Raw genomic sequence first — 25,251 nt, forward strand, 5'->3', positions numbered from 1 at the left:
CGTCGCCCCCCCGCCGCGCGTGGTGGTCTTGGCCGTCCTCGCGTGGGGGGGGGGGGGGTGGGGTGGTGCCGGGCGGTGGGCGAGCCCCCCCCCCCCCCCCCCCACGACCGCTGCCTCTTTCGTTTCGGGCTCCGACGTGGTTACATCGGGGTCACCTCCATCTGAGAGCGCTCCCAGAGACCGGAACGAAGTGGAGACAGCAATGAAGCTGAAGCACGCCCTGTCCGCGGTCGCGCTGGCCGTGGCCGGGCTCGTCGCACCGGCCGTCGCCGCGGCGCCGGCCGCGCACGCCGACACCCTGATCTGCGACCAGTACGGGACGACCACGGTCGGCGGCAAGTACGTCGTCATGAACAACCGCTGGGGCAGCAGCGCCCAGCAGTGCATCAACGTGACCGGCAACGGGTTCCGGATCCAGACCCAGCAGGGGTCCACCTCGGGTGGGGCGCCGCTGTCCTACCCGGCGATCTACGTCGGCTGCCACTACGGGAACTGCTCGCCGGGCACCAACCTGCCGCGCCAGCTGAGCCAGATCGGCAGCGTGCCGACGTCCATCTCCTACAACTACGTGGGCAATTCGGTCTTCGACGCCTCCTACGACATCTGGATGGACCCGACCGCCAAGACGACCGGGGTCAACCAGATGGAGCTGATGATCTGGCTGAACCACACCGGCAACGTCCAGCCGGTCGGCAGCCGGGTCGGCAGCACGTCGATCGGCGGCCGCAGCTGGGACGTCTGGCAGGGCAACAACGGCGGCAACGACGTGGTCTCCTACGTCGCCCCGTCCGCCATCGCCAGCTGGTCGTTCAACATCCTGGACTTCCTCAAGGACGTCGACGCCCGTACCCGGGTCGACACCTCGTGGTACCTGACCAGCATCCAGGCCGGCTTCGAGCCGTGGAGCGGCGGCGTCGGCCTCGCGGTCAACTCGTTCTCCGCCGACGTCACCGCCGGCAGCAACAACGGCGGTACCGGGCAGACGATCGTGGGCCAGCGCAGCGGGCGCTGCCTGGACATCGAGGCGAACGGCACGGCCGACGGCACCGCCGTCGAACTGTGGGACTGCCACGGCGGGAACAACCAGAAGTGGACGCGCACCGGCAGCACGTTCACCAACCCCGCCACCGGCAAGTGCCTGGACGCGAACAGCTCGACCGCCAACGGCAGCCCGGTGCGGCTGTGGGGCTGCAACGGTTCGGGCGGCCAGAACTGGCAGGTGAACGGCAACGGCACGATCAGCAACCCGCAGTCCGGGCGCTGCCTCGACGCCAGCGGGCAGGGCACCGCTAACGGCACCCGCATCCAGCTCTGGGACTGCGGCACGCAGGCCAACCAGATCTGGTCGCTGCGCTGACCCCAGGTGGCGCCCCGCGGGCTTGCGGGGCGCCACCGCGGTGAAAGTTTCCCGACGGTCACCGGCCTTGTGTTAGCGTTCACATCCCTCGCCGCAGTCCGGCTCACCGTCACGTCCTGATGGGAGTTCCGTTGTCGCACGCACGCCACATCCGTCCCTTGTGGAGGGTCATCGCGGTCGTCACCGGCCTGGTCACCGCTTCGCTCGTGTCCGTGGCGCCGTCGGACGCCGCGGCGGCCCCGATCACCAAGCCGCCGATGGGCTGGAACTCCTGGAACTCCTTCGCCGGGGCGATCGACCACACCGCCATCGAGCAGCAGGCCGACGCGCTCGTCAGCTCCGGCATGAAGGACGCCGGCTACGAGTACGTCAACATCGACGACGGCTGGTGGACCGGCAGCCGCGACTCGAGCGGCAACATGACCGTCGACACCGCGAAGTGGCCGGGCGGGATGTCCGCCATCACCGCCTACATCCACAGCAAGGGCCTCAAGGCGGGCATCTACACCGACGCCGGCCGCAACGGCTGCGGCTACTACTACCCGACCGGGCACCCGGCCTACCCCGGCACCGGCGCCGAAGGCCACTACGACCAGGACTTCCTGCAGTTCTCCCGGTGGGGCTTCGACTACGTGAAGGTCGACTGGTGCGGCGGCAACGCCGAAGGGCTCAACGCCCGCACCGCCTACACCCAGATCAGCGACTCGATCTCGCGCGCCACCGCCCAGACCGGCCGGCCGATGGTGTTCTCCGTCTGCGAATGGGGCGGGAACCAGCCGTGGAACTGGGCGCCGGGCATCGCCAACCTCTGGCGGACCAGCGGCGACATCATCTACTGGGGCGAGAAGCCGTCGATGTCCCGCGTGCTGGCCAACTTCGACGCCGCGCAGCACCCGAGTGCCCAGAGTCCCGGCCACTACAACGATCCCGACATGCTCGTCGCCGGCCTGTCCGGCTTCTCGGACGCGCAGAACCGCACCCACCTGAGCCTGTGGGCGATTTCCGGCGCCCCGCTGATCGCGGGCAACAAGCTCAGCGGCATGAGCGCCGCCACGCGCGCCGCGCTGACGAACCGCGAGATGATCGCCATCGACCAGGACGCCCTCGGGCGGCAGGGCACGAAGGTCGCCGAGGACGCCTCGGGCCTGCAGGTGTACTCGAAGGTGCTGTCCGGCACCGGCCGCCGGGCCGTCGTCCTGCTCAACCGCACCGGCTCGGCCGCGACGATCACCGCCCGGTGGGCGTCGCTCGGCCTGACCGGCGCGGCCACCGTCCGGGACGTCTGGGCCGGCGCCGACCGCGGGAGTTTCACCGGCAGCTACGCCACCTCGGTCCCGGCCGGGGAGGCGGTCCTGCTCACGGTCACCGGCAGCGACGGCACGCCGGCGGGCGGCGGCCCGATCACCGGCAAGCAGTCCGGCCGCTGCGCCGACGCCGGGAGCGCGGCCAACGGCACCCAGGTCGTGCTGCAGGACTGCCAGAGCGGGGCGAGCCAGACGTGGACGCGCACGGCGAACCGGCAGCTGACGGTGTCCGGCACCAAGTGCCTCGACGCGTCCGGCCAGGGCACGGCGAACGGGACCGCGGTGGTCGTCTGGGACTGCAACGGCCAGGCCAACCAGCAGTGGACGGCGAACGCGAACGGCACGCTCACCGGCGTGCAGTCCGGCCTCTGCCTGGACGCGAGCGGCCAGGGCACGGCGAACGGCACGAAGCTGGTCCTGTGGTCCTGCAACGGCCAGCCGAACCAGCAGTGGACGGTGCCCGCGGCGTGATCGCCGGTGCGCCGGCCGATGATCGAATCGTTTCGACTTCCTTGCGCATCACCGGAGCGTCATCTAGCGTCGAGGTTGTCGATGCGGTTCGACGGCACGGCCGGGTGGCCGTCTTCTGGGGGTAGTCGGAACAGCCATGCGCAAGCGCGGTCACCATCGGCGCACCGGGACCCGGCCCGCGGCCGGGCCCCGGACGAACGTCCTGGCCCTGGTCGCCCCCCTGCGCGCCGGCCCCCACGACGTCGTCGTGCAGGAGTTCGTGACGGCGGCGATCGCCGAAGCCGGCGCCCGCGACCACGCCCTCCTGCTGCTCACCGCCGAGGAGGGCCCGGCCGCGTTGCGCCGCGCGGTGTCGTCGTCGGTGGCCGACGGGGTCGTGGTGATGGACGTCGAGGCGGCCGACCCCCGGGTGGCGGTCCTGCACGGCCTGGGCCGCCCGGCGGTGCTGATCGGCGTGCCGGACCGGCCGCGCGGGCTCGGCTGCCTCGACCTGGACTTCGCCGCGGCGGGTGCGCTGTGCCTCGGCCACCTGGCGAACCTCGGCCACCGGCACGTCGCCCTGATCGGCTCGCCGCCGTCGGTCTACCGGCGCGGCACGAGCTCCGCGACCCGGCTGGTCCGCGGCTTCACCGCGGAGGCGGAGCGCCGGGGCATCCGGTCGACGACCCTGGCGTGGAGCAACAGCCACTGGCGCACGCTGCGCGGCCTGGACACGCTGTTCAGCCGCCACCCGGACGTGACCGGCCTGGTGGTGCACAACGAAACGGCGCTGCCCTCGGTGCTGTCGGCCCTGACCCGGCGCGGCCTGCGGGTGCCGGAGGACGTTTCCCTCGTGGCGGTCGGCCCGGACAGCCTGACCGCCCACCATCCCCTCGAGCTGACGACGGTGGCGATCCCGGCCCGCCGGATCGGCGCACTGGCCGTCGAGACGGTCATCGGGCAGCTGGACGGGGCCACCGAGCCGGGGATCCGGCTGCTGGCCCCGAAACTCGCCGCCCGCACCAGCACCGCGCCCCCGCCACCCGCACTTTCACCACACCGGTGAACGGGAACCGGGCCGCGCGGGCCCGGTTCCCGTCCCTCCCTCCCCCGGTCAGGCCGGCGCCTTCCCCCACAGGCGCCAGGTCTGGTTCAGCGGGCTGCTCTGGTTCACCGGCTTGCACGTCCACTGGATGACCTGCGCGCCCGGCGTCGTCGAGACCCCCGACACGTCCACGCACTTGCCGCTGTGGCGGGCGACGAGCTGGTAGTCGCGGGGGTCGTTGCCGCCGTAGGTGACCTTCCGGAGCGTGAACTGCTGGGCGGCCGCGCCGTCGGTGCAGGTCTGCTGCACGACCGCCGCGCCGTCGGCCGTCGAGGCGGCGTCCACCGCGAGGCACTTGCCCGTCTGCTGGTTCACCACCGTGTACGCGTCCGCCACCGGGCGGAAGTTCCACAGCTGCTGGTCGCCGCCCTCGCAGGAGTACTGCTGCTGGTGGTTCCCCTCCGTGGTCGCCGGATTCGTGTTGTCCAGGCACTGCTGGGAGTGCTGGGCGACGGCGACCGACGGGAAACTGCCGTCCGCGGGCGGCAGCAGGGTGATGGTGGACGTCTCGTCGGCGTTGGGGTGCGGGACGTTCACCGTCACGGCGTTGCCGGACACGTTCACCACGGAGTTCTGCACGGTCACCGGACCCTGGACCGCGCCGCCGCCGTTGTACGGGATGCGCTGGACGAGCACCCGGACCTGGTTGCCCTGGACGATTCCGCTGGTCGTGTCCAGGCCGCGCAAGGTGACCGCCACGTTGCCCGTCGAACTCCCGCCACCGATGAGGACCTTCGCGTTGCCGGCCGCCTTCGTCGCGAAGGCGTCGTATGCCGCGGTGGGCGTGACGGAGGCGATCTGGCCGGTCTGCGAGGCGTAGAAGCGGTAGGCCCACCACTCGCCCTTGGGCAGGTGCTGCCCCGCGGAATTGCGCACCAGCAGGTTCGCGAGGTCGTTGTGCAGGTTCGCGCCGCTCGCCCAGTTGGCCCGCAGCCCGTCGGCGCCCGCCCGCTCCAGGCGGGCGATGTACCAGGCGCCGTCACCGGGGTTCTGCTCGTTCGACGCGCCGTACTCGTTGATCTGGTACGGACGCGAGTGCGGGATGCCGCGCGGGTCGAGGGTCGCGTTCGCCGCGGCGACGTTGGCCACCGGGTCGCCCGGCAGCGAATGCCAGCTGACGATGTCCGGGACGGCGCCCGCGGACTTGACGAAGTCGAGGTACTGCGTCCACCAGCCGCCGTTCGACGGGACGCACGCGCAGCTCGGGCCGACGATGAGCTGGCCGGGGAACGCGGCGCGGATGCGCTGGTGGCCGCGGCGCCACATCTCGAAGTACTGCGCCTGCGAGCGGTTCCAGAAGAGCGAGATGTTGGGCTCGTTCCACAGGTCCCACTCCACCGGCGCGCCGGTGGCCCGCACGTCGGAGATGAGCCGGGTGAGGAAGCTGTCGTAGTCGGTCCAGTCGCCGTTGTCGCCCGGGAAGCGGGAGATCGACGCGCCGTCCGCGCCCCAGAGGTCGTGCACCAGCAGCACGAACTGGCCGCCGAGGGCGCGGGTGCGCAGCAGCTGGGCGCGGGTGGCGTTCCACCGCCGGTCGTACTTCCCGGCGACCCACCCGCCGGGGCTGTCGAGTTGCGCGCCGCCCGCGCGCATGGCCTGGAACTTCACGTCGCGGTAGAAGTGGTCCGCCGGGGCCGCGGCGGTTTCGGTCATGCCGTAGATCCAGCCGGACGCGCGGTAGGTGGGTGAGCCGCCGGCGTTGGCGAAGTCCACCGAGATGGCTTCGTCGGCGGCCTGGGCGGGGCCCGCCGTGGCGAAACCCCCGGCGAGAGCCATGCTCACCATCAGGGCGGCCAGGCCGCGGCGGGGACGTCGTCGCTCGATCATGCTGTCCACGTGCGACTCCTTCGGGGCAGGGGGACAAGGGTATCGAACCGGTTCGACCACGCAAGAAGGTACGCGCCCGTTCTCGTTCCTACAAGGGAAGAACGGAGGTCGAACCGGATCCGCCCAGCGCTCCGGTTACTCGGGCGGCTCCGCCCCGATTCCGGCGCACCCGCGACCCGGTCGAATCGGTTCGACGTTTTCACCGGATTCGAAGAGGTCGAACCGGCCCCCTTTTCCGATGCCGTTTTCCCGGCTACAGTTCCCCGTCGCTGGGAGCGCTCCCAGCGGTCTCGGACCGGCGACGACGCACCGAGGGCCCCGCGGCGACGGGACCGGCTGCGCCGAGCGGATCGGCCCAGGTCCGGGCCGGAAACCCCGCCTGATCGCCGAAGGCGGACGTGGGCACCCGGGTGACCACCGACGTGAGCACGAAGCGCCACCCAGTCGGTCGAAGGAGAAACTTACATGCGAAGCAGGGCAATGGCGGCCGGTGTGATCGCCGCCCTCGCCGCGAGCGGGGTCGTCGTCATCACCACGTGGGCCAGCGCGGCCGGATCGGCGTTCTACGTCGACCCGGGCACCAACGCGGCCAAGTGGGTAGCGGCGAACCCCGGTGACTCGCGGACCCCGGTCATCCGCGACCGGATCGCCGCGGTGCCGCAGGCGAGGTGGTTCACCACCACGAACACGTCCACGGTCCGCGGCGAGGTGGACGCCTACGTCGGTGCCGCGGCCGCCGCGGGCAAGGTCCCGATCATGGTCGTCTACGACATCCCCAACCGCGACTGCGGCGGCGCCAGCGGCGGCGGCGCGCCGTCCCACGACGCGTACCGGGCGTGGATCGACCAGGTGGCGGCGGGCCTGGCGGGCCGCCCGGCGGCGATCGTGCTGGAACCGGACGTGCTGGCGCTCATGACGAACTGCCAGAACGGCGACCAGCAGAGCCAGACGACGGCGTCGATCGCGTACGCGGGCAAGAAGCTGAAGGCCGGCTCGTCCCAGGCGAAGGTGTACTTCGACATCGGCCATTCCGCGTGGCTTTCGGCGGGCGACGCGGCGGCGCGGCTGCGGTCGGCGGACATCTCGAACAGCGCCGACGGCATCTCCACCAACGTGTCCAACTACCGCGCCACCGGCGACGAAGTGGCCTACGACAAGGCGATCCTCGGCCAGCTGGGCGACTCCCGCCTGAAGGCGGTGGTCGACACGAGCCGCAACGGCAACGGCCCGCAGGGCAGCGAGTGGTGCGACCCGGCCGGGCGCGCGATCGGCACGCCGAGCACGGACCAGACGGGAGACGCCCAGATCGCGGCGTTCCTGTGGGTGAAGCCCCCGGGCGAAGCGGACGGCTGCATCGCCACGGCCGGCCAGTTCGTGCCGCAGCGGGCGTACGACCTCGCCGTCGCGGCGGGTCCGGTCCAGACCACCACGCCGACCACCCCCACTTCCCCGGCCACGACCACGACCACGACCACGACCACCACGACGACGCCGGTGCCGGGCACGTGCAAGGTGACGCACCGGGTGGTCAGCTCCTGGCCGACCGGCTACACGGGCGAGATCGTCATCCAGAACGGCGGCACCCCGGTCACGCAGTGGACCCTGACGTTCTCGGCGCCGGGCGTGACGGTGACCCAGGGCTGGAACGGCACGTGGACCGACACGGGTGACACGGTCAAGGTCGACAACACGTCGTGGAACGGGAACCTCGGCACGGGAGCAACGGTGACGCTGGGGTACAACGCGAACTACAGCGGCGGCACCCCGCCGTTCCAGTCCCCGACCCTGAACGGCGCTTCCTGCGGCTGAACCCCACCCGCCTCGGGCCGGCTGCCCTCGTCGCAGCCGGCCCGGCCGGGACTACCCGGCGACGATTCCTGAACGTACAAGACCGTCAACGGCTCCCGGCTGATCTGCGACTCCGCCGCGCAGCCGGCCATCAAGGCCAAGTACCAGAAGGTCTGGCAGCAGGTCGCCGCCCGGTTCGCCGGCTACGAACAGCACCTGATCCTCGAATCCATGAACGAGGAGTTCGACGGGCAGTACGGCACCCCGGCCCAGCCGTGCTATTCGAACATCAACGCCTACAACCGGATCTTCGTCGACACCCTGCGCAAGACGGGCGGGAACAACACGCGGTGGCTGCTCGCCCCCGGCTGCCGACCGACCAGTTCCGCTCTTCCTCGATCCCCGCCACCGAGAAGCGGATCATGATTTCCGTGCACTATTACAACAGCCCGTGGGACTTCGCCGGCGAAGAAAACGGCATCATCACCCAGCGGGGCAAGGGCTATCGGGCCGTCGTCGGCGAGTACGGCTCGATCGACAAGTGGGCGGCCGATCCGGCGAACAACCGGTACCGGGCTGACTTCGCGCACGCCGTCGTGGCCACGCCAAGAAGTACGGGGCTTCGACCGTCTACCGTCACCCACCAGGGCATCATCGACGCGATCATGACCGGCGCCGCCGGCCGGTGAGCGGGTCCACATCGGACCCGCGGACGGCAGAGTGCGGGCAGACGCGCCGAGGGGGAGGAGGCGCGCCTGCCCGCACTGCATGACGCTAGCTCATGGACGGGTGGTCCGCGCGGCGAACCACCCGTCCGGCGTCACCCGCAGGCCTTGCCGTTCACCGCGAAGGCCGTCGGGGCCGGGTTGGTGCCCGTGTAGCTGCCGTTGAAGCCGATCGAAACCGACTTGCCCGGGGCCACCGACGCGTTCCACGGCATCGCCGTGGCCGTGACGTCCGCGCCCGACTGGGTCCACGTCGCCGACCAGCCCTGGGTCACCTTCTGGGTGCCCGGGAAGGGGAACTTCAGCGTCCACGTCGGCCAGGCCGTGGTCCCCGTGTTGGTCACCGTGATCGCGGCCGTGAAGCCGCCGCTCCACGTGTTCGCCGTGTACGTCACCGCGCAGCCGCCCGCCGGGGTGGCCGGCTGCGTGGTGAACTGCGTGGCCGCCGAATCCGGGCCGGTGAGCCCCGCGCCGTTGCGGGCCACCACGACCAGGGTGTACGCGGTCGACGGCGAGAGCCCGGTCAACGTCGTGGCCGTCCCGGTGACGGTGGCGAGGACCTTGCGGGCCGAGCCGGTCACGCTGACCACGTCGTAGTTCTTGACGCCGCTCTCCGCGTCCGAAGCCGCCGTCCAGGTCACCGTCGCCCCGGTGCTGGACACCGCCGAGACGGTCGGCTTGCCCGCCGCGGTGGGCGCGGTCGTGTCGGCCGGTGACGGCGACTTCTCCGCCGTCCAGTTCGCCAGCCAGGCCAGCGCCGAGTTCCAGTTGATCGCGACCTCGTTCACCGAGTACGCCTGGATGTCGTCGACGAAGCAGCGCTGCGGCGCGCAGCCGGTCAGCAGCCGGGCCGCGGTCGGGTCCTGCAGGCCGCTGTTGGGCCCGCCGGACAGCGCGCCGGGCGGGGCGGTCGGCAGCGACGCGTCCAGCTCGTGCGCCCAGAACCGGTGGTGCACGTTCTGCACGGCCTGGTCACCGTGGCCGGAGACGTAGGAGTAGTTCGCGGGGTTGCGGCCGAGCAGGTAGTCCATGGCCTGGAACGCGCCGTCGCGGTACTTGGCCTGCTTGGTGAAGTCGTACGCGAGGGCGAGGACCACGCCGTTGTTGGCCACCAGGCCGTTGGAACCCCATTCGTACGTGCCGTCCGCCGTGCGGTACGGCGCCGGGTAGCCCATGCCCGCCATCTGGGTCAGGTGGCTGTCGGCGGTCGTGGTGATGGCCGACTTGATGGCCGCGACGTCGGCGGCCGGCAGGTCGGTGGGCACCAGCGCGAGCGTGATGTCCCCGAGCGCGCCGGTCGAGCCCCAGTCGAAGCCGTGGGTGTTGAAGCTGACGCCCCGGTAGAGCGGGGACCCGGTGACGTCGGTGCGGTACGCGCTCTTCGCGGTCGTCGCGTACAGCTCCGCGGCCGCCCAGTAGAACTCGTCGCTGACGGTGTTGTCGCTGTAGGTGCCGCCGCCGGTGCCGTCGTTCGGGTCGGCGAGCTTGTTCGGGTTGGCCTTCGCCGCGGCGTACGCCTTCTCGGCCGCAGCGAGCAGCTTCGCCGAGTACGCCGGGTCGATGGTCCGCCACAGCCGCGACGCCTGCGCCGCGACCGCCGCCATGTTCAGCGTGGCCGCCGTGCTCGGCGGGGACAGCCGGCGGGGCTGGCTGTCCTGGTCGGGCCGGGTGGGCAGCGCGGTCCACTGCGCGTCGTGGATCTTGTGGTGCACCATGCCCGCGTCCGGCTTGCCGTCCGGCACCTGCATCTCGAGCAGGAAGTCGACCTCCCAGCGCGCCTCGTCCAGGATGTCGGGCACGCCGTTGGCCTGCTCCGGGATCGCGAGCTTGCCGTCGCCCAGCGCGCTCGGATCGCCGAGCCGCAGCGCGCGCTCGTATTCGTCGAGCAGTTCCCACGCGGCGATACCGCCGTTGACGACGTACTTGCCCTGGTCGCCGGCGTCGTACCAGCCGCCGCGCACGTCGAGCGTGTAGCCGCAGTTCAGGTCCGAGCGGCAGGGGACGTTGTTGTCGCCCTGGTTCGGCGCCACGTTCAGGTGCCCCGCGGGGCGCGCGTAGGTGGCCCCGACGTACTGGGCGTCGATCGGGATCCCGCTGCGCTGGTGGTAGAAGAACGCCAGCGAGTCGTAGCGGAGCTTCTTCAGCCCGTCCGCGGAGATGTCGAACGGGAAGCTGGTGTCCGAGCCGACGGTCAGGGTGTAGCCGGTGCCGGCCGTGTCGTAGGCGGAGAAGTCGATCTCGTGCACGTTCTCGCCGGAGGGGGCGTCCGCGCCGCGGGGCCGGGTCTGGCCGGTGGCCACGGCGGTGCCGGCGGCGTTCTTCAGCGTCCACGTCAGGGGCGTGGCCGAGTCGCTGATCACGGTGGCGCGCTTGGGCAGGCCGGGGGTGTAACTTTCCTGGTTCACCCGGATGCCGCTCGCCGGGGGCAGGCCCCCGGGCGGGATGACGCCGCCGGTCAGCGAGATGTTGTCCAGGCAGATCGTGTTGGCGGCGGCCTGGCCGCCGAACCAGAAGGCCAGCTGCCCGTTGCCCGCGTTCGGGAAGTCCAAAGTGGATGTGAAGGTGACGGTGAAGTGCTGGGTCGCCGGCGTGACCGTCAGGTCCGTGCGCGAGATCTGCCGGTAGGGCGAGACGGCCTCGCCCGCGACGGCGGAGATCTGCTGGGTGGTCGTCGCGTGCGCGTCGAACGTCAGGGTGTACTGCTGCCCGGTCTCGTAGGGGACGCCGTTCTGGCCGACCAGCGCGTCGTAGCCGTTGGCCGTGCCGCCGGCGACGTCGGTGCAGAACTCCCCGCCGGTGACGCGGCCGGTGGTCCCGGCGCCGGCCCACCACGGGTCGATGGTGCCCCCGGCGAAGGTGCCGTTGAGCAGCCGCTCGTAGTCCGCCGCGGACGCGGGCACGGAACCCGCCGTCACCCCCAGCGCCGCTGCCGCCAGCAGCACCAAGCCGGTCCGGAATCTTCTTGCCCGCATGCCATCTCCTCGTCGTCGAGCCAGATGCGTGGGAGCGCTCCCAGCCCGGGACGGTACCTATCCGGGCCCGCGTTTGGCAATCGCCTTCCGGCGGGTGGAGGCTGGACGCCGCACGGTGCCCTCCTCTATACATACCCGGACGTTGTGTTAACGCTAACACCACGGAAGGGGCACCGATGCCCGCTCGAACCCGTCACCTGCTCGCCGCGATCGCCGCCGCGCTGGCGTTGTCCGTCACGGCGCCGGCCACCCCCGCCGCGGTCGCCGCGCCCGGAAGCCCGGCCCTCACCCCGCCGCTCGGCTGGAACAGCTGGAACAGCTTCGGCTGCAACGTCAGCGAAACCACCGTCCGCCAGGCGGCCGACGCGATGGTCTCCTCCGGGATGCGCGACGCGGGCTACCAGTACGTCGTGGTCGACGACTGCTGGTTCGACCCGCAGCGCGACGCCCAAGGCGCCTTGCGCGGCAACGCGTCGAAGTTCCCCAGCGGCATGAAGGCCCTCGGCGACTACATCCACAGCCGCGGCCTGAAGTTCGGCATCTACCAGGTGCCGACCGACCGCACCTGCGCCCAGCGGACCGGCACCTACCCCGGGTCCACCGGCAGCCAGGGCCACGAGACGCAGGACGCCCGCACGTTCGCGTCGTGGGGGGTCGACTACCTCAAGTACGACTGGTGCTCCCCCGCCGGCACCCGCGACGAGCAGGTCGCGCGGTTCGGCCTGATGCGGGACGCGCTGCGGGCGACCGGCCGCCCGATCGTCTACAGCATCAACCCCAACAGCTACCACGCCATCACCGGCGACAAGTACGACTGGGGCCAGGTCGCCGACCTGTGGCGCACCACCGAGGACCTGCTCGACATCTGGCAGAACGGCAACACCAACAGCTATCCGATGGGCGTGGGCAACGTCCTCGACGTCACCGCGCCGCTGGCCGCCCAGGCCGGTCCCGGGCACTGGAACGACCCGGACATGCTCGTGGTCGGCCGGCCCGGGCTGTCGCTGACCGAGTCCCGGGCGCACTTCGCCCTGTGGGCCCTGATGGCCGCGCCGCTGATGGCGGGCAACGACATCCGCACGATGTCCGCCGACGTCAGCGCGATCCTGCGCAACCCCCGGCTGCTGGCGGTCGACCAGGACCGCCTCGGCGCGGGCGGCCGCCGGGTGCGCGACGACGGCAACGCCGAGGTCTTCGCGAAACCGCTGGCCGACGGGTCGGTCGCGGTCGGGCTGCTCAACCGCGGCGGGTCCGCCGCCACGATCAGCACGACGGCGGCGCAGATCGGGCTCGACGGCTCGTCGTTCACGCTGACCGACCTGTGGACCGGCGGCACCTCGGCGACGGCGGGCACGATCACCGCGAGCGTGCCGGCCCACGGCGTCGCGGCCTACCGCGTGTCCGGCGGTTCGCCGGTGGCGAGCACGACTTCGCGGCTGCGGGACGCCGGATCGGGCCGCTGCCTCGACGTCGACAACGCCTCGACGGCCGCCGGCGCGGGCACGCTCATGTGGGACTGCCAGACCGCGGCGAACCAGCTGTGGGCCAGCTGGCCGAACGGCGAAATCCGGGTCTTCGGCAACATGTGCCTCGACGCCGACCACGCGGGCACGGCCAACGGCACCCGCGTGCTGAGCTGGCCGTGCGGCGACCAGGACAACCAGAAGTGGACGTTCGCGGCGGACGGCTCCCTCCGCAACGTCCACTCCGGACTGTGCCTGGACGTCGAAGGCGCGGCGACGGCCAGCGGGACGCACGCGATCCTCTGGACCTGCAACGGCCAGCCCAACCAGAAGTGGGCTCGTACCTGAGTGGGACCGGGTCCGCCGCCCTCCCTCCCGGAGGCGGCGGACCCGTTCGCCGGCCGCGCTCTGAGAGCGCTCCCAGGCGAGCTACCACGGTAACCGCGCCGACCCGGGCCGTCAACGGGCAGCACTGTGAGACAGTTGACTCACAGAGCCGACGCGTGCCAGGATGGAATTCTACGAGACAGTTGTCTCAAAGAATCGCACCGAGGAGACCACCGTTGTCCGCTGCGTCCTGGTTGCCCATCTACGGAATGCTCTCCGCGTACTGCCTGGCGGGCTGCCTGATGGAGCATTTCGCCGTGTTCTCCGGCTGGGCGGCCGTCGGCCCCGGCGAGTTCCGCCGGGTCCAGACGAGCCAGGGCCACGGCAGCGGGATCGTCTACGTGGTCCCGAAAACGCTGTTGACAGCGCTGGTGGCCGTCATGCTCGCGGCCGCGCCGGACAGCGTCCCGCGGTGGCCGCTGTGGGCCGGGTTGGCGGCACTGGGTGCGTCCTGGCTTTCGTTCGCGGTGGTCCAGCTGCCGATCCAGCTGTACCTCCGCCGAACCGCCGACCGCGCGGCGATCGCCCGGCTGGTGCGCACGGACTGGTTCCGGGTCGCCATGATGGTGGCCCACTTCGGGTTCGCCGTCACCGTCGTCGCGGCGAGCTAGCTCCGCCAGGTCCCGATGCCGTCGACGAGCCGTGCGAGGAACTCGTCGGAGGCGGGCCGCCGCTGCATGGCGGCCCGGTAGACGAGCGGCCCGACGAGCTGGGCACACAGGTCCGCCGGCTCGGCGTCGGTGGCGAGCTCCCCGGCCGCCACCGCCAGCCGGACGGCGGCGTCGATGCGGGCGGTGATGGTGCCGACGGACTCGTCCTGCCGCGCGGCCGCCACCGGATCGCCGAGCGCGGACTGCGCCAGGGTGAGCGCCACGGCGGCAACGGCCGGGACGGCGAGCTCGTCGGCCATCCGCCGCAGCTGCCGGACCAGCCACGGCCGCACCGGTACCGCGGGATCCCGGAACAGCGGCAGGTCGACGCCCCCCATGGCTTCGAGCAGCAGCTGATCGACCCGCGCCCAGTGCCGGTAGACGGTGGCCCGCCCGACCCCGGCCGCGAGCGCCACCCGCCGGTGCGTGACGGCCTCGAGCCCCTCGTCGGCCAGCAGCCGCCGCGCCGCGGCCAGCATCGCCGCCCGGCTCCGCCCCGCCCGCGGGTCCGTCGAATGACTCACTGTCGCATCCTACGAGACAGCCGGCTCAGTGCTGTCGCAGCTGCTTCTCACCTGTCCGGGGGACGCGGAACCGGTAACGCACCCCGGTAACGGCGCGATAACGAGAACACGGACCGCATGCTCGACCGCAGGAGAACCTTTCAAGTGGAAACACAGTGCCGAGGCCCCATCGACGTGACCCGGGTGGCCGGGTTCGACACCGGCACCGCCGACCCCGACGACCTTCGCCGCGTCGTGGCCGCGTCGCCCGGGTTCACCCGGGCCGGGGCCGCGCAACAGGCTGCGCTGCTCGACATCGTGCTCGAAGTCGGCACCACACCCCGGCGCTGAAAGCACAAAATCGCCGCACCGGGGAAAACGGTGCGGCGATTTCAGCGCCGGGTGGGACCGGTCCACTTCCGAAGTCCGGTGGCCGGTCCCACCCGTGCCGGCGTCACACTGCGTCGTCGCGTGCCTGGGACACGGAACCGGAGTGTGCAGCTCGCTCCCTGTTCCGGGCACGCCTCAAGACGTCCGCGCGGCGCCGGATCCCGCGCCCCGGCCGGCTTCCGCACACACAACGGGCAGCCGCAGCGCGGAGGCTCAGTGGCCCTGGTCCGTGCCGCCGTCGGCGAGGCCGCTCGACGCGCAGTTGTACGGGGACTCGCCCTCGGCCTCGTGCGAACCCGGCGACAGGATCGGCACGCCGATGCCGTTGAGCGAGTCGTGCAGCGGCACCTGGACGCCGAGCACGTTGATGTCGTTGTCGCACAGGCCGAGCGTGGCGTTGACGTTGTGCAGCAAGTCGGTGTTGCTCAGGTTGAGCAGGCCGAACTGGCTCGTGTGACCACCGTGGTGGTCGTGGCCGTCCGGCGTCCCGGCGGCCGCGACGCCACCGGCGAGGAATGCGCCGGCCGCCACGGCCGCCGTGACGAAACCAACCTTCTTCAGCATGAGTTCTCCTATAATCGACGGTGCATCGGACAGGACGGCTGCGAGGTGTGTGTTTCCGTCCCGCGTGAGCAGAAGTTACTGAGGTGACCGGGTGAATTCCACCTCAATCCACCATCGGGTGGGCACCGCAGGTCGCTGACCGCGCATTCATTGGCCCGATCGGGTCAGCGGGGTTTATCAGCCGGAAAGGGCAAGTGCCATTCGCACATCCGTTCACGGCACAACCACCCGGGTGAAACCGACGGAATCGGGGCGCAACCCGTATTCTCGGAACACGGATTTCGTTCCTCTGACCCCAGGAGCGGACATCCCGCTGGAGAACCGGCGAGGTCGAAACCCCTCAGCCGAGCCCGCAGCCGGGTGACGCCCCGCCTCGCCGGTTCCCAGGCCCGGTGCACTTCCCAGGCCTGGTGCACTTCCCAGGCCTGGTGCACTTCCCAGGCCTGGTGCACTTCCCAGGCCCGGTGCACTTCCCAGGCCTGGTGCACGTGGGCGCACAACGCCGCGCGCACCGCGCGCTCGGTGTCCGCATCGGACAGTCCCGGCTCGGTGGCGCTGCCGGTGGCCACGACGACCGTGGCGACGTCGTGCTCCATCCGTCCAGGCCTTCTTTTCCGCAGCGAAAAGCCGCCGCGTGGAAAGTGCATCCACGCGGCGGCTTCCTCCCGGGATCCGGTCAGCCGCCCTGAGCGGCTCCGCCGGCCGAGGCGCCGGTCCCGGCACAGTTCTCCGGCGACGCGCCGGCGGCCACGTGGTGCAGCGGGACCTGCACCACGAGCACGTTGACCGTTTCGTCGCAGGCGCCGCCGACGACGTCCAGGTGGTGCACCGCGTCGAGGCTCTGCACGTTGGCCGGCCCGAACTGGTCGTCCTGGCCGACCGGGTGCGTCGCGGCGGCGATGCCGGTCGCCGAGGCCGAGCCGCCGAACGCGGCCAGCCCGGCGGCCAGCGCGGTCGCCACGAATCCGAGCTGCTTGATCACGGGAAAGAACTCCTCCTGCGCCCGCCGGGAACGGCGGAACTCCTGGCGCGCCGGGCGCCGTTTCCGGCTGGGGGATCCGGCGGCGTTCCCGCCGCCGGAGGACCTCAGTGACCCTGGCTGGTGCCGCCGTCGGCGAGCCCGCTCGAGGCGCAGTTGTACGGCGACTCGCCCTCGGCGTCGCTCTCGCCCGGCGACAGGATCGGCACGCCGATGCCGTTCAGGGTGTCGTGCAGCGGAACCTGGACGCCGAGCACGTTGATGTCGTTGCCGCACACGCCGAGCGTGGCCTGGACGTTGTGCAGCGCGTCGGTGTTGTTCAGGTTCAGCAGGCCGACCTGGCCGGTGGAGTCGAACCCGTACGGGCCCTGGCGGTGGCCGTGCTCGTCGCCCGGCGTCCCCGCGGACGCGATGCCACCGGTGACCAATGCTCCGGCCGCCATGGCGACGGCGACGAAGCCCATTTTCTTCAGCATGAATTCTCCTCGATAGACAATTGCCACGGCGGCATTCAAGGCGTGTTCCGCTTGGCAGCGAAAACGTACTGAGGGCCCGGCGGCCGTTCCAGCCGGTTCACCGATCGTGTGGGGTTCGCGATCCGCTGACCGCGGTTCGTATACCTCGAACGGGTGGGGCGGCCGGAATGGTCGCGAACCGGGCGGTGATCACCGGCGGGCCGCCGGGCGGTTACTACACAACGTGTTCTACCCCGCCGACCGTCCCCAGCGCATCACACTTTGGTGTGGCGTTCGCGCACCGGAATCGTGCCGCAGCGTGACAAATTCCCGAATCTCATCCTTCGAAAGTGAAGGCACTTCGGCGTTCCTACGCTTTGCCGTGGGCACCTGGTGCACGGTGCGGGACGTGAGGAGTCGTTCGTGGTGGATTACGCCGTACTCGTGGCGTCCGCGGTGCTGTACGCGGCCGGGATCGTCGCGCAGAGCGTCGCGGCCCGGCGGGCCGGGAACCGGCCGGGCGCGGGACTGGGCCTGCTGGCCCGGCTGGCCGCCGACCGCCTGTACCTGCTGGGTTTCGCCGGCCAGGCCGGCGGGTTCGCGCTCGCCTTCTTCGCGCGCGCTTCCTTGCCGCTGTACCTGGTCCAGGCCGCGTCCTCGTCGGCGATCGGGCTGGCCACGGTGTTCGGCGTCGCCGTCCTCGGCTGGCGGATCCGCCCGGCGGAGGCGATGACGCTGGTGCTGCTGGCTTCCGGGCTCGTCCTGCTGGCCGGATCGGCGGCGCCCTCGGTGGCCGCGGACCTCCCGTTCGCCGGGATCGCCGCGCTGGCGGTCGTGGTGCTCGGGACGGGACTGGCCATGATCCCGGCGGGCCGCGCGGCCACGTTCCTGCCGGCCGCGGTCCTGTCCGGCGTCGCGTTCGCCGTCGTGGCGGTCGCCAGCCGCACGCTGGCGCACCTCGATCTCCTTGCCCTGCCGGCGAATCCGCTGACCTGGCTGATGCTCGCGGCGGCCGTGCTCGGCCAGGCGTCGATGGCGGTCGCGCTGCAGCGCGGCCCGGCGGCGGCCGTGGTGGCCACCGCCGACGCGACGACGATCGTGCTCGCGTCGGTCACCGGCGTCGCCGCCCTCGGCGACCACATCGCCGTCGGCCGCGAGCCGTGGGTGGCCTTCGGGCTCGCCGTGGTCGTGTGCGGTGTCCTGCTGCTCGGCGTGCAGTCGCGCGCGGGGACGGCCGCCCTCGCCGGGGAGGCCGCGTGACCCCGCGGCCGCTGGCCAGCGTCTCCGTCGACCTCGACAACCTGTGGGCCTACCTCAAGACCCACGGCGATCCCGGCTGGCGTGACCACCCCAGTTTCCTGCCCTCCGCGGTGCCGCGGCTGCTGGAGATCCTGGGCGGGCAGGGCCTCACGACGACGGTCTTCGTCGTGGGCGCCGACGTCGTCCGCGAAGACGGCGCCAAGGCGGTGGCCCAGATCGCCGCGGCCGGCCACGAAGTGGCCAACCACTCCTTCGGCCACGAACCCTGGCTGCACCGCTACTCCCGCGACCGGCTGGAAGCCGAGCTGAGCCGGACCGAAGACGCGATCACCACCGCGGGCGCACCCCGGCCGAGCGGGTTCCGCGGCCCCGGCTACAGCGTCACCCGCGATCTGGTCGAGCTGCTCGCCGAACGCGGCTACGCCTACGACGCCAGCACCCTGCCGACGTGGATCGGCCCCCTGGCCCGCGCCTACCACAACCGCACGGCGAAGACGCCGGAAGAAGGGGCCGGCGAGCTGTTCGGCGGCTTCTCGCGGGTGTTCGCGCCGGTGCACGCCTACCGCTGGCGGACCTGCGAAGGCAGCGCCCTGGTGGAGCTGCCGGTGACGACGATGCCGCTGCTGCGCACGCCGATCCACGGTTCGTACCTGCTGCAGCTGCACGAAATCTCGCCGCGGCTGGCCCGGGCGTACTTCCGCACGGCGCTGCGGCTCTGCCTCGCCCGCGGGGTGTCCCCCTCGCTCCTGCTGCACCCCACCGACGTCCTCGGCGCCGCTGACGCGCCGGGCCTGGAGTTCTTCCCCGGCATGGCGGCCCCGGGCACGCGGAAGGCGGCCTGGCTCGGCTGGGTGCTTTCCGCACTGCGCGAGCACTTCGACGTCGTCGGCACCGGGGAGTACGTGCGGCGGACGGCCGTGCGCCGCACCCGTCCGGTGACCCGGCTGGACGCCGGGAGATGATCACCAGCCCGGTCGTCCGGCCGCGGGTCCGCGGCACGGCCCTGCTGCAGGTGCTCGCCTGCGCGACCGTCGCGCTGGCGCCGGTCGAGGGCTACCTGACGGCCGTGCAGAGCCAGCTCGGGAAGGTCGCCCCCGCGTTGCTGACGCTGACGTGGCTCGCGGTGCGGCTCCGGCGGCGGCAGCTGCCCCGCGCGACGCCGCTGCACGCGGTTCTCGCGCTCCTCGCCGCGGTGCTGGCGGCGACGGCCGCGCTGCACTCGGCGGGCCCGTTCACCGCGGAGTACACCGTGCGCTGGCTGCCGTTCCTGGTGGTCACCGCGGCGCTGGCCGACGTCGCGAGCCGCGAGGTGCCGATCCGGTGGCTGCTGGCCGCGGCGGCCGCGGGCGCCACCGTCGCCGGGGCCGGGGCGCTGTTCAGCCTGGTCGTCGGCGGCGAAGCCCGCGCGAGCGGCCCGCAGCCGGACCCGAACGACCTGGCCTACTTCCTCGTGGCGGCCGTCCCGCTGCTGGCCGCGCTGCACCGCCGGGGCCGGGGCGCGGTCCTGGCGGCCGCGGGCATCGTCCTGGTGGCCGGCGCGACGGCGACGTTCTCCCGCGGCGGCGCGCTGGGCCTGGGCGCCGCGGCCGGCTGGCTGCTGCTGCGGCGCGTGCTTCCGTGGCGGGTGCTCGCCGCCGTGGCCGCGGCGGTCGCCGGGCTGGCCCTGACCGCCCTGCTGTTCGCCGGGCCGCAGCTGAACCGGGCGCTGCAGGAGAAGAGCTTCATCGCCGCGTCCAATGTGGACACCCGGGAGCTGCGCTGGCAGGCGGCGGCCCGGATGCTGACCGCGCACCCGGTGCTCGGCGTCGGCCCCGGCGGGTTCCGCGAGCACTACGCCGCCGAGTCGCACGACGCCGAGGTCGACGAGCAGACCCCGGTGGCGCACAACATGTACCTCGAGGTCGCCGCGGAACTGGGCCTGCCCGGGTTCGCGCTGTTCGCCGGGGTGATCGGCACCGCCGCGGTGGCGAGCGAGCGGACGGTCCGGCTCGCCGGTCCCGGGCCGCGGCGGACGGAAGCGGTGGCGATCCAGGCGTCGCTGCTCGCCGTGCTGGTCACTTCGACGTTCCTGTCGGAGCAGTACTACCTGCCGTTGTGGTCGCTGGCCGCGCTCGCCGTCGCGGCCGAGACCCGGGTTCGCCGAGAAGGAGAGGGAGGCGCCGATGCGGGTGCTGCACGTGATCAGTGAGATGGGGGCGGGCGGGGCGGAGACGCTCGTCGCCGGCATGGTGGGCCGCGGCGAGGAGTACGGCTGGGTGTCCGCGGTCGCCAGCGCCGGCGGGTTCCGCGCCGACGCGCTGGCCGCGGCCGGCACCCCGGTGTTCGGGGTCCCGCTCGCGCGCCGCAGCAAGGCGGGCGTGCTGAAGGCGGCCTGGGCCACCCGCCGGGCGGTCGCGCGGTTCCGGCCGGACGTCGTGCTGGCCCACAACGTCGGGGCGAGCCTGGTGGCCCGCCTGGCCTGCCGGCGGCCGGTGGTCACCGTCTTCCACGGCGTCGCCGAGGCCGACTACCCGGCCGCCGCGCGGATCCTGCGCCGCACGTCCGGCAAGGTCGTCGCCGTCTCCCCCGCCACCGCGGACCTGCTCGCCGCGGCGGGCCTGGACCGGCCGGTGGTGATCCGGAACGCGGTGTTCCCCCGGCCGCCGGTGTTCGGCCGCGCGGAGATCCGCGCGTCCCTCGGCGTCCCGGAGCGGACGCCGGTCGCGCTGTGCCTGGCCCGGCTGGAACCGCAGAAGCGCCACGACGTCCTGCTGGACGCCTGGGCCGCGGTCGGCGGCGACGCGGTGCTGTGGCTGGCCGGCGACGGCAGCCTGCGCGCGGAGCTGGAGCGCCGCGGCGAGGCGATGGGCCGCCGGATCGAGTTCCTCGGCACCCGCGAGGACGTCCCGGACCTGCTCGCCGCGGCCGACGTCACGGTGCTGACCAGCGACTGGGAAGGCCTGCCGCTGGCGGTGCTGGAGTCGCTGGCGGCCGGCCGGCCGGTGGTCGCGACGGACGTCGGCGGGATCGCCGGCGTGCTGGCCGGCGGCGGGGGTCTCGTGGTGCCCCCGGGCGACCCGGCGGCGACGGCCGCCGCGCTGAACACCGTCCTGTTCGACGAAGCGGCCCGGGAATCCCTTGCTGCCCAGGGGTTGCGGGCCGTCGAACGGGACTACGACCCGCACACGCTGATGAAGTCCTACGACGAACTGCTCCGAGGTGCCCGATGAGATTCCGCGTTCCGCGTACCGCCGTGCTCAGCGTCGCCGTGGCGCTGGTGGCCGGGGCGCTCGTCCTGCTCGTCGGCCTGACGCGCGGGGCCGAGTACCAGGGCCGGGTGAGCCTGCTGGCCACCCCGGCCGCGGCGGACGGCGCGCCGTACGGCGAAGTCGTGTCGCTGGCGTTGCCGGCGTTGGTCGAGCTGGCCCGCAGCCCGTCGGTGCTGCAGGCGGCGGCGCCGGTGTCGGGCTACGCGCCGGACGAGCTGGCGGGGCGCGTGTCGGTCGAGCTGGTCCCGGCCTCCGGCCTCGCGCGGCTGTCGGTGCGCGCGGCCACCGCGGAGCGGGCCGCGGCCGCGGCAATGGCCCTCGGGAAGGCGATGATCGACGCGGACCTGCTGGCCCCGGCGGCCAAGCTGCGGACGCTGGACCCGCGGCCCGAGGTGCTCACGCTGGCCCCGGACGCACCGCTGGTGCTGGGCCTGGCGTTGGTGGGCGCGGTCGCGGCCGGCCTGGCGACGGCGGCCGCCCGCCGGTTGACCCCGGGAGGCGCGGGCCCGGGCCCGATCCGCCGCGCACTGGGCGCGGCGGGAGTCCGCCGCCCGGTGGCGGTGCTGCAGGAGGACGACCCGTCGACGGCGGACCGGCTGGCGGTGTTGTGCCGCGCCGCCGGGCGGCCGGTGCGGGTGCTGCCGGTGGCCCCGGAGCTGGCGGAGACGGCGGCGAAGCTGGCGGCGGCCCTGCCCGAGGAGCGGGGAGCCGGCGCTTCGGTGGTCGCGGTGACGGCGTCGGGCAGGCACCAGCCCGAGCTGACCGCGGCGGTGGGCGTGCTGCCGGCCGATGCGGTCCTGGTGGCGGTGGTGCTGGCATGAAGCCGGGACAGGACATCGCTCGCGTCACCTCGGCCGAGCGGGCGGCCGAGCGGGCGGCCGGCCTCGCGGCGGCTTTCGACGGCCCGGGCACGGACCCACGGCAACCTGCCGCAACCGAGCAGCCGGCCTGCCCCGGCGCGGCCATCGCCGACCCGAGCTCAGCCCCACGACGACCCGCCGCCAGGTGCGACCGCGTCACCAACCCGCACCAACCCGCCCCCCTCGCGGCGGCGGTGGTGCCGGCATGACCTCGACGCGCGACGCCTCCACCGGCCCGGCCGCGAAGCGTCCCCCGGTCCTCACCGCCTACCGCGACCTGACCCCGAAACAGCGGCTCGTCCTCCTCCTCGCCACCCTCGCCGGGGCGGCGAGTGCCTGGCACGCCCTCGCCCCCTCCTGGCAGGTCCCCCTCCCCACCTCCGCGAACCCCGGCGAAGAACGGCTCCAGGACTTCCGCGACGCCCTCTACTTCCCCATCCGCGAATTCCTCCACGGCGGCAACCCCTACGACCCCGCCGCGATGTTCGCCCACTGGCCGGTGCGGCAGGACTTCAACCTCTACCAGCCCTACCACCTCCTCCTGCACGCCCCGTTCGCGCTGCCGGGGTACCGGGCCGGTGCCGTCGCCTTCGGCGTCGTCTCCCTCCTGCTGCTGGTCGCGCTCGCCGCCATGGCCGCGCACGCCGTCCGGCGGGTCGTGCCGGCTCCGTTCGCCGTCACCACCGCCGTGGTCGCCGCGCTGCTCGTCACCAGCCAGGCCGGGAAGGCGCAGCTCTACGTCGGGCAGATCAACCCGCTGGTCGCCGTCGGGGTGGCCGGTGCGCTCCTGGCGCGGCGCGACCGGCCCGGCTGGGCCGCCGTGGCGCTCGCCCTCGCCTGGCTCAAACCCCAGTACGGCTTCCCGCTGGCCGTCCTGCTGTTCGCCCGCGGCTCACGCCGGGTCGCGCTGACCGGGACCGCGATCGCCGCGGCCGCCAGCCTGCCCGTCGTCGTGCTCCTCGTCGTGCGGGGTGGCGGAGTAGGGCCGTTCCTCGACGTCGTCGTCGCGAACCTCACCCACGCGCGCGGCACCGACTACGGTGCCGTCGATTCCCTGACCGCGCAACGCATCGACGTCGCCGCCGTGTTCTTCCGCGTCACCGGCTGGGTGCCCGCCGGCCTCGAAGTCCTGGTGCTGGCCGGCGTGCTCACCACGAGCGGACTGCTCGCCCGGCGGCTCCCGGCGCCGCTCGCCGACCTCCTGACGTGCCTGGCCGTCGTCGTCTGCGTGGTGCACCAGCCCGGCGACGTGCTGATCGCCGTCCCGTCGACGGCGGCGGTGGCCGCGCTGTGGTGGCGGCACCGGGCCGGACACGGCTGGGGCGCGGCCGTCCTCGCGCTCGCCGTCCCGTTCGCCCATCTGTACACAGTGGACAGCGTCATCACCGCGACACTCGGGTCGCGCACAGCGGTCACTGTGGACGGTGTCGCGGTGGTCCTCGCGTGGGGGCTCGCGGTCTTCGCCGCGGTCCGGCCGTCCCGGGTGCGGGCCGCGTGACGCCCGCGCTCGGGACCCGCGCGGTCCGCGGCTCGCTGTGGCTGGGCGTGGTCAACCTGGTCAGCAAGAGCAGCCAGATGCTGGTCACGCTGGTTCTGGCGGCGCTGCTGACCGAAGGCCAGCTAGGCGCCGTCGCGCTCGCGGTGGCGCTGGTGAACCTCGGCCAGGTGGTCCAGTCGATCGGGGTCTACGACGTCATCGGCCGCACCGAACGCGATCCGCGGCGGACGGCGGGCACGGTGCTCACGCTGAGCGTCGGCGCCGGGGCCGTCCTGGCCGTGGCGCTGGTGGCCGCGGCCGGCCCGCTCACGGCGTTGCTCGGCACCCCGGACGCCGCCGGCCTGGTCCGGCTGGCCGCGCTCGGGCTGCCGTTCTCGGCCGCGGGCGGCGTGCAGATGGGCCTGATGCACCGGGAACTGGACTTTCGGCGGCGGCTGCTGCCCGACGGCGGGAGCGCGGTGCTCGGCGCGGTGCTGACGGTCGCGCTCGCCGCGGGCGGCGCCGGGCCGGTGTCGCTGGTCCTCGGCCTGCTGGCGACGGCGGTGACGCAGCCGCTGCTCGGCGCGCTGGCCGGCGGCGGGGTCCGGCCGCACTGGGACGCGGGCGCGGCGCGGGAGGTGCTGCGCTGGGTGGCCGTGGTGGGCCCGGCCGCGGTGGTGGGCGCGCTGCTGGTCAACCTGGACTACCTCGCGGTGGGGCACGCGCTCGGCCCGGACGCGGTCGGCGTGTATTCGCTCGCCTACCGGCTCGCCTGGGTGCCGTACATCATGGTGGCGGTCGTGCTGGGCGCGGTCGCCTTCCCGGTGTTCACGCGGTTGCGGCGCGAAGGCCGGCCGTTGAGCGGGGCCGTCACCCGGTTCACCCGCGCGGTGCTGGTGGTGACCGGCGGCCTGTACCTGGGGCTGGCGGTGCTGGCCGACCGGGTCGTGCTGCTGGGCGAGCGGTGGGCGGGCGCGGCGGGCCCGCTGGTGGTGCTGTCGGGCTACGGCGCCGGGATCTGCCTGCTGCAGATCTGGTACCAGGCGGTGAAGGCGACCGGCCACGTCCGCCGGTACCTGGCCCTCGAGACGGCGCACCTGCTGCTGCTCGCGGCCGGCCTGGCGCTGCTGACGCAGGCGGGCATCGGCGCGGTGGCCTGGGCGCAGTGCGGCGCGGCGTGGCTGGTGGTGCCGCTCGCGTGGCGGGTCCTGGCCGGGCTGGGCGTGGCGCCGGCGGCCGCGGAACTGGCCGGGACGGTGGTCCGCGTCCTGCTGGCGTGCGTGGCGGGCGCGGTCCCGGCGGTGGTGGCGGGGCGGTGGTTCGGGACGTCCCTGCCGGGGGTGCTGGCCGAAGCCGCGGTGCTCGTCGCCGGGTACGCCGGGGCGACGTTGCTGCTGCAGCGGGACGCGTTCGCGGAGCTGCGCCGGGGAGGTCTGCGGTGAGCAGTGCCGTGCCGCCGACCGCCGGAACTCGCCGAGGGGACCGCC

The 25,251-nt window shown here is 73.0% G+C and carries 22 protein-coding genes; 16 read left to right on the forward strand and 6 right to left on the reverse strand.

Annotated features, from left to right (window positions below; all coding sequences use genetic code 11):
* The first annotated feature begins 202 nt into the window (after positions 1–202).
* The 3 genes from AB0J55_RS26645 to AB0J55_RS26655 all read left to right on the forward strand — a co-directional run bounded on the left by AB0J55_RS26645 (position 203) and on the right by AB0J55_RS26655 (position 4,177).
* Positions 203–1,357 (forward strand): ricin-type beta-trefoil lectin domain protein, encoded by a 1,155-nt coding sequence (locus AB0J55_RS26645; RefSeq protein WP_364253850.1) that lies wholly within the window; start codon positions 203–205, stop codon positions 1,355–1,357.
* 158 nt (positions 1,358–1,515) lie between these two features.
* Entirely contained in the window at positions 1,516–3,132 is a 1,617-nt protein-coding gene (locus AB0J55_RS26650; protein WP_364253853.1) for a ricin-type beta-trefoil lectin domain protein, read from the forward strand.
* Between the two features lie 136 nt (positions 3,133–3,268).
* Positions 3,269–4,177 carry a substrate-binding domain-containing protein gene (locus tag AB0J55_RS26655; RefSeq protein WP_364253856.1) on the forward strand — a complete coding sequence of 303 codons (909 nt, stop codon included), beginning with the start codon at positions 3,269–3,271 and terminating at the stop codon, positions 4,175–4,177.
* Positions 4,178–4,225: 48 nt separating this feature from the next.
* Here AB0J55_RS26655 and AB0J55_RS26660 read toward each other — a convergent pair whose 3' ends face one another.
* Positions 4,226–6,043 (reverse strand): RICIN domain-containing protein, encoded by a 1,818-nt coding sequence (locus AB0J55_RS26660; RefSeq protein WP_364254761.1) that lies wholly within the window; start codon positions 6,041–6,043, stop codon positions 4,226–4,228.
* A 480-nt stretch (positions 6,044–6,523) separates the two neighbouring features.
* On the opposite strand from AB0J55_RS26660, the gene AB0J55_RS26665 reads away from it, so the two are divergent.
* The 3 genes from AB0J55_RS26665 to AB0J55_RS26675 all read left to right on the forward strand — a co-directional run bounded on the left by AB0J55_RS26665 (position 6,524) and on the right by AB0J55_RS26675 (position 8,520).
* On the forward strand, positions 6,524–7,852 hold the full coding sequence (locus AB0J55_RS26665; protein ID WP_364254764.1) for a glycoside hydrolase family 6 protein: 1,329 nt from the start codon (positions 6,524–6,526) through the stop codon (positions 7,850–7,852).
* 129 nt (positions 7,853–7,981) lie between these two features.
* Positions 7,982–8,257 carry a cellulase family glycosylhydrolase gene (locus AB0J55_RS26670; protein ID WP_364254767.1) on the forward strand — a complete coding sequence of 92 codons (276 nt, stop codon included), beginning with the start codon at positions 7,982–7,984 and terminating at the stop codon, positions 8,255–8,257.
* Positions 8,254–8,520 carry a hypothetical protein gene (locus tag AB0J55_RS26675; protein WP_364253859.1) on the forward strand — a complete coding sequence of 89 codons (267 nt, stop codon included), beginning with the start codon at positions 8,254–8,256 and terminating at the stop codon, positions 8,518–8,520. The genes AB0J55_RS26670 and AB0J55_RS26675 overlap by 4 nt, the downstream gene beginning before the upstream one ends.
* A gap of 131 nt (positions 8,521–8,651) precedes the next feature.
* On the opposite strand, the gene AB0J55_RS26680 is transcribed toward AB0J55_RS26675, so the two are convergent.
* A complete protein-coding gene (locus AB0J55_RS26680) occupies positions 8,652–11,528 on the reverse strand; it encodes a glycoside hydrolase family 9 protein (protein WP_364253862.1) in 2,877 nt (958 codons plus the stop codon).
* A gap of 176 nt (positions 11,529–11,704) precedes the next feature.
* Here AB0J55_RS26680 and AB0J55_RS26685 point away from each other — a divergent pair, with 176 nt between their 5' ends.
* Complete coding sequence (locus tag AB0J55_RS26685; protein ID WP_364253865.1) at positions 11,705–13,339, forward strand: ricin-type beta-trefoil lectin domain protein; 1,635 nt, start codon at positions 11,705–11,707, stop codon at positions 13,337–13,339.
* A 215-nt stretch (positions 13,340–13,554) separates the two neighbouring features.
* Positions 13,555–13,989: a hypothetical protein gene (locus AB0J55_RS26690; RefSeq protein WP_364253868.1), complete on the forward strand. Its 435-nt coding sequence runs from the start codon at positions 13,555–13,557 to the stop codon at positions 13,987–13,989.
* Here AB0J55_RS26690 and AB0J55_RS26695 read toward each other — a convergent pair.
* Positions 13,986–14,552 (reverse strand): TetR/AcrR family transcriptional regulator, encoded by a 567-nt coding sequence (locus AB0J55_RS26695; RefSeq protein WP_364253871.1) that lies wholly within the window; start codon positions 14,550–14,552, stop codon positions 13,986–13,988. The genes AB0J55_RS26690 and AB0J55_RS26695 overlap by 4 nt on opposite strands.
* A 144-nt stretch (positions 14,553–14,696) precedes the next feature.
* Here AB0J55_RS26695 and AB0J55_RS26700 point away from each other — a divergent pair, with 144 nt between their 5' ends.
* The gene (locus AB0J55_RS26700; protein WP_364253874.1) at positions 14,697–14,882 is read left to right on the forward strand and encodes a hypothetical protein; all 186 of its coding nucleotides are present in this window, start codon (positions 14,697–14,699) and stop codon (positions 14,880–14,882) included.
* Between the two features lie 252 nt (positions 14,883–15,134).
* Here the strand turns inward: AB0J55_RS26700 and AB0J55_RS26705 are convergent, their stop codons facing one another.
* The 3 genes from AB0J55_RS26705 to AB0J55_RS26715 form a co-directional block, all read right to left on the reverse strand.
* A complete protein-coding gene (locus tag AB0J55_RS26705) occupies positions 15,135–15,485 on the reverse strand; it encodes a hypothetical protein (RefSeq protein WP_364253877.1) in 351 nt (116 codons plus the stop codon).
* Between the two features lie 676 nt (positions 15,486–16,161).
* Positions 16,162–16,467 carry a hypothetical protein gene (locus tag AB0J55_RS26710; RefSeq protein ID WP_364253880.1) on the reverse strand — a complete coding sequence of 102 codons (306 nt, stop codon included), beginning with the start codon at positions 16,465–16,467 and terminating at the stop codon, positions 16,162–16,164.
* A 104-nt stretch (positions 16,468–16,571) separates the two neighbouring features.
* The gene (locus AB0J55_RS26715; RefSeq protein ID WP_364253883.1) at positions 16,572–16,940 is read right to left on the reverse strand and encodes a hypothetical protein; all 369 of its coding nucleotides are present in this window, start codon (positions 16,938–16,940) and stop codon (positions 16,572–16,574) included.
* Positions 16,941–17,342: 402 nt separating this feature from the next.
* On the opposite strand from AB0J55_RS26715, the gene AB0J55_RS26720 reads away from it, so the two are divergent.
* The 7 genes from AB0J55_RS26720 to AB0J55_RS26750 all read left to right on the forward strand — a co-directional run bounded on the left by AB0J55_RS26720 (position 17,343) and on the right by AB0J55_RS26750 (position 25,206).
* Positions 17,343–18,179, forward strand: coding sequence for a hypothetical protein (locus AB0J55_RS26720; protein WP_364253886.1), 837 nt, complete (start codon positions 17,343–17,345; stop codon positions 18,177–18,179).
* Positions 18,176–19,141, forward strand: coding sequence for a polysaccharide deacetylase family protein (locus AB0J55_RS26725; RefSeq protein WP_364253889.1), 966 nt, complete (start codon positions 18,176–18,178; stop codon positions 19,139–19,141). The genes AB0J55_RS26720 and AB0J55_RS26725 overlap by 4 nt, the downstream gene beginning before the upstream one ends.
* A complete protein-coding gene (locus AB0J55_RS26730; protein ID WP_364253892.1) occupies positions 19,138–20,367 on the forward strand; it encodes an O-antigen ligase family protein in 1,230 nt (409 codons plus the stop codon). The genes AB0J55_RS26725 and AB0J55_RS26730 overlap by 4 nt, the downstream gene beginning before the upstream one ends.
* A complete protein-coding gene (locus AB0J55_RS26735) occupies positions 20,342–21,388 on the forward strand; it encodes a glycosyltransferase (RefSeq protein WP_364253895.1) in 1,047 nt (348 codons plus the stop codon). Before AB0J55_RS26730 ends, AB0J55_RS26735 begins: the two co-directional genes overlap by 26 nt.
* Positions 21,385–22,248, forward strand: a complete 864-nt coding sequence (locus tag AB0J55_RS26740) for a hypothetical protein (protein ID WP_364253898.1) — start codon at positions 21,385–21,387, stop codon at positions 22,246–22,248. The genes AB0J55_RS26735 and AB0J55_RS26740 overlap by 4 nt, the downstream gene beginning before the upstream one ends.
* 244 nt (positions 22,249–22,492) lie before the next feature.
* Positions 22,493–23,785, forward strand: coding sequence for a glycosyltransferase 87 family protein (locus AB0J55_RS26745; protein WP_364253901.1), 1,293 nt, complete (start codon positions 22,493–22,495; stop codon positions 23,783–23,785).
* Positions 23,782–25,206 carry an oligosaccharide flippase family protein gene (locus AB0J55_RS26750; protein WP_364253904.1) on the forward strand — a complete coding sequence of 475 codons (1,425 nt, stop codon included), beginning with the start codon at positions 23,782–23,784 and terminating at the stop codon, positions 25,204–25,206. Before AB0J55_RS26745 ends, AB0J55_RS26750 begins: the two co-directional genes overlap by 4 nt.
* The last annotated feature ends 45 nt before the right edge of the window (positions 25,207–25,251 follow it).

The organism is Amycolatopsis sp. NPDC049688, from assembly GCF_040674975.1.
Lineage (GTDB): Bacteria > Actinomycetota > Actinomycetes > Mycobacteriales > Pseudonocardiaceae > Amycolatopsis.

Coding starts and splice junctions, on each gene's coding strand:
- AB0J55_RS26645 (WP_364253850.1), top strand. CDS start 203: ATGAAGCTGAAGCACGCCCTGTCCGCGGTCGCGCTGGCCGTGGCCGGG.
- AB0J55_RS26655 (WP_364253856.1), top strand. CDS start 3,269: ATGCGCAAGCGCGGTCACCATCGGCGCACCGGGACCCGGCCCGCGGCC.
- AB0J55_RS26660 (WP_364254761.1), bottom strand. CDS start 6,043: ATGATCGAGCGACGACGTCCCCGCCGCGGCCTGGCCGCCCTGATGGTG.
- AB0J55_RS26665 (WP_364254764.1), top strand. CDS start 6,524: ATGGCGGCCGGTGTGATCGCCGCCCTCGCCGCGAGCGGGGTCGTCGTC.
- AB0J55_RS26675 (WP_364253859.1), top strand. CDS start 8,254: ATGATTTCCGTGCACTATTACAACAGCCCGTGGGACTTCGCCGGCGAA.
- AB0J55_RS26680 (WP_364253862.1), bottom strand. CDS start 11,528: ATGCGGGCAAGAAGATTCCGGACCGGCTTGGTGCTGCTGGCGGCAGCG.
- AB0J55_RS26685 (WP_364253865.1), top strand. CDS start 11,705: ATGCCCGCTCGAACCCGTCACCTGCTCGCCGCGATCGCCGCCGCGCTG.
- AB0J55_RS26705 (WP_364253877.1), bottom strand. CDS start 15,485: ATGCTGAAGAAGGTTGGTTTCGTCACGGCGGCCGTGGCGGCCGGCGCA.
- AB0J55_RS26715 (WP_364253883.1), bottom strand. CDS start 16,940: ATGCTGAAGAAAATGGGCTTCGTCGCCGTCGCCATGGCGGCCGGAGCA.
- AB0J55_RS26730 (WP_364253892.1), top strand. CDS start 19,138: ATGATCACCAGCCCGGTCGTCCGGCCGCGGGTCCGCGGCACGGCCCTG.
- AB0J55_RS26735 (WP_364253895.1), top strand. CDS start 20,342: ATGCGGGTGCTGCACGTGATCAGTGAGATGGGGGCGGGCGGGGCGGAG.
- AB0J55_RS26740 (WP_364253898.1), top strand. CDS start 21,385: ATGAGATTCCGCGTTCCGCGTACCGCCGTGCTCAGCGTCGCCGTGGCG.
- AB0J55_RS26745 (WP_364253901.1), top strand. CDS start 22,493: ATGACCTCGACGCGCGACGCCTCCACCGGCCCGGCCGCGAAGCGTCCC.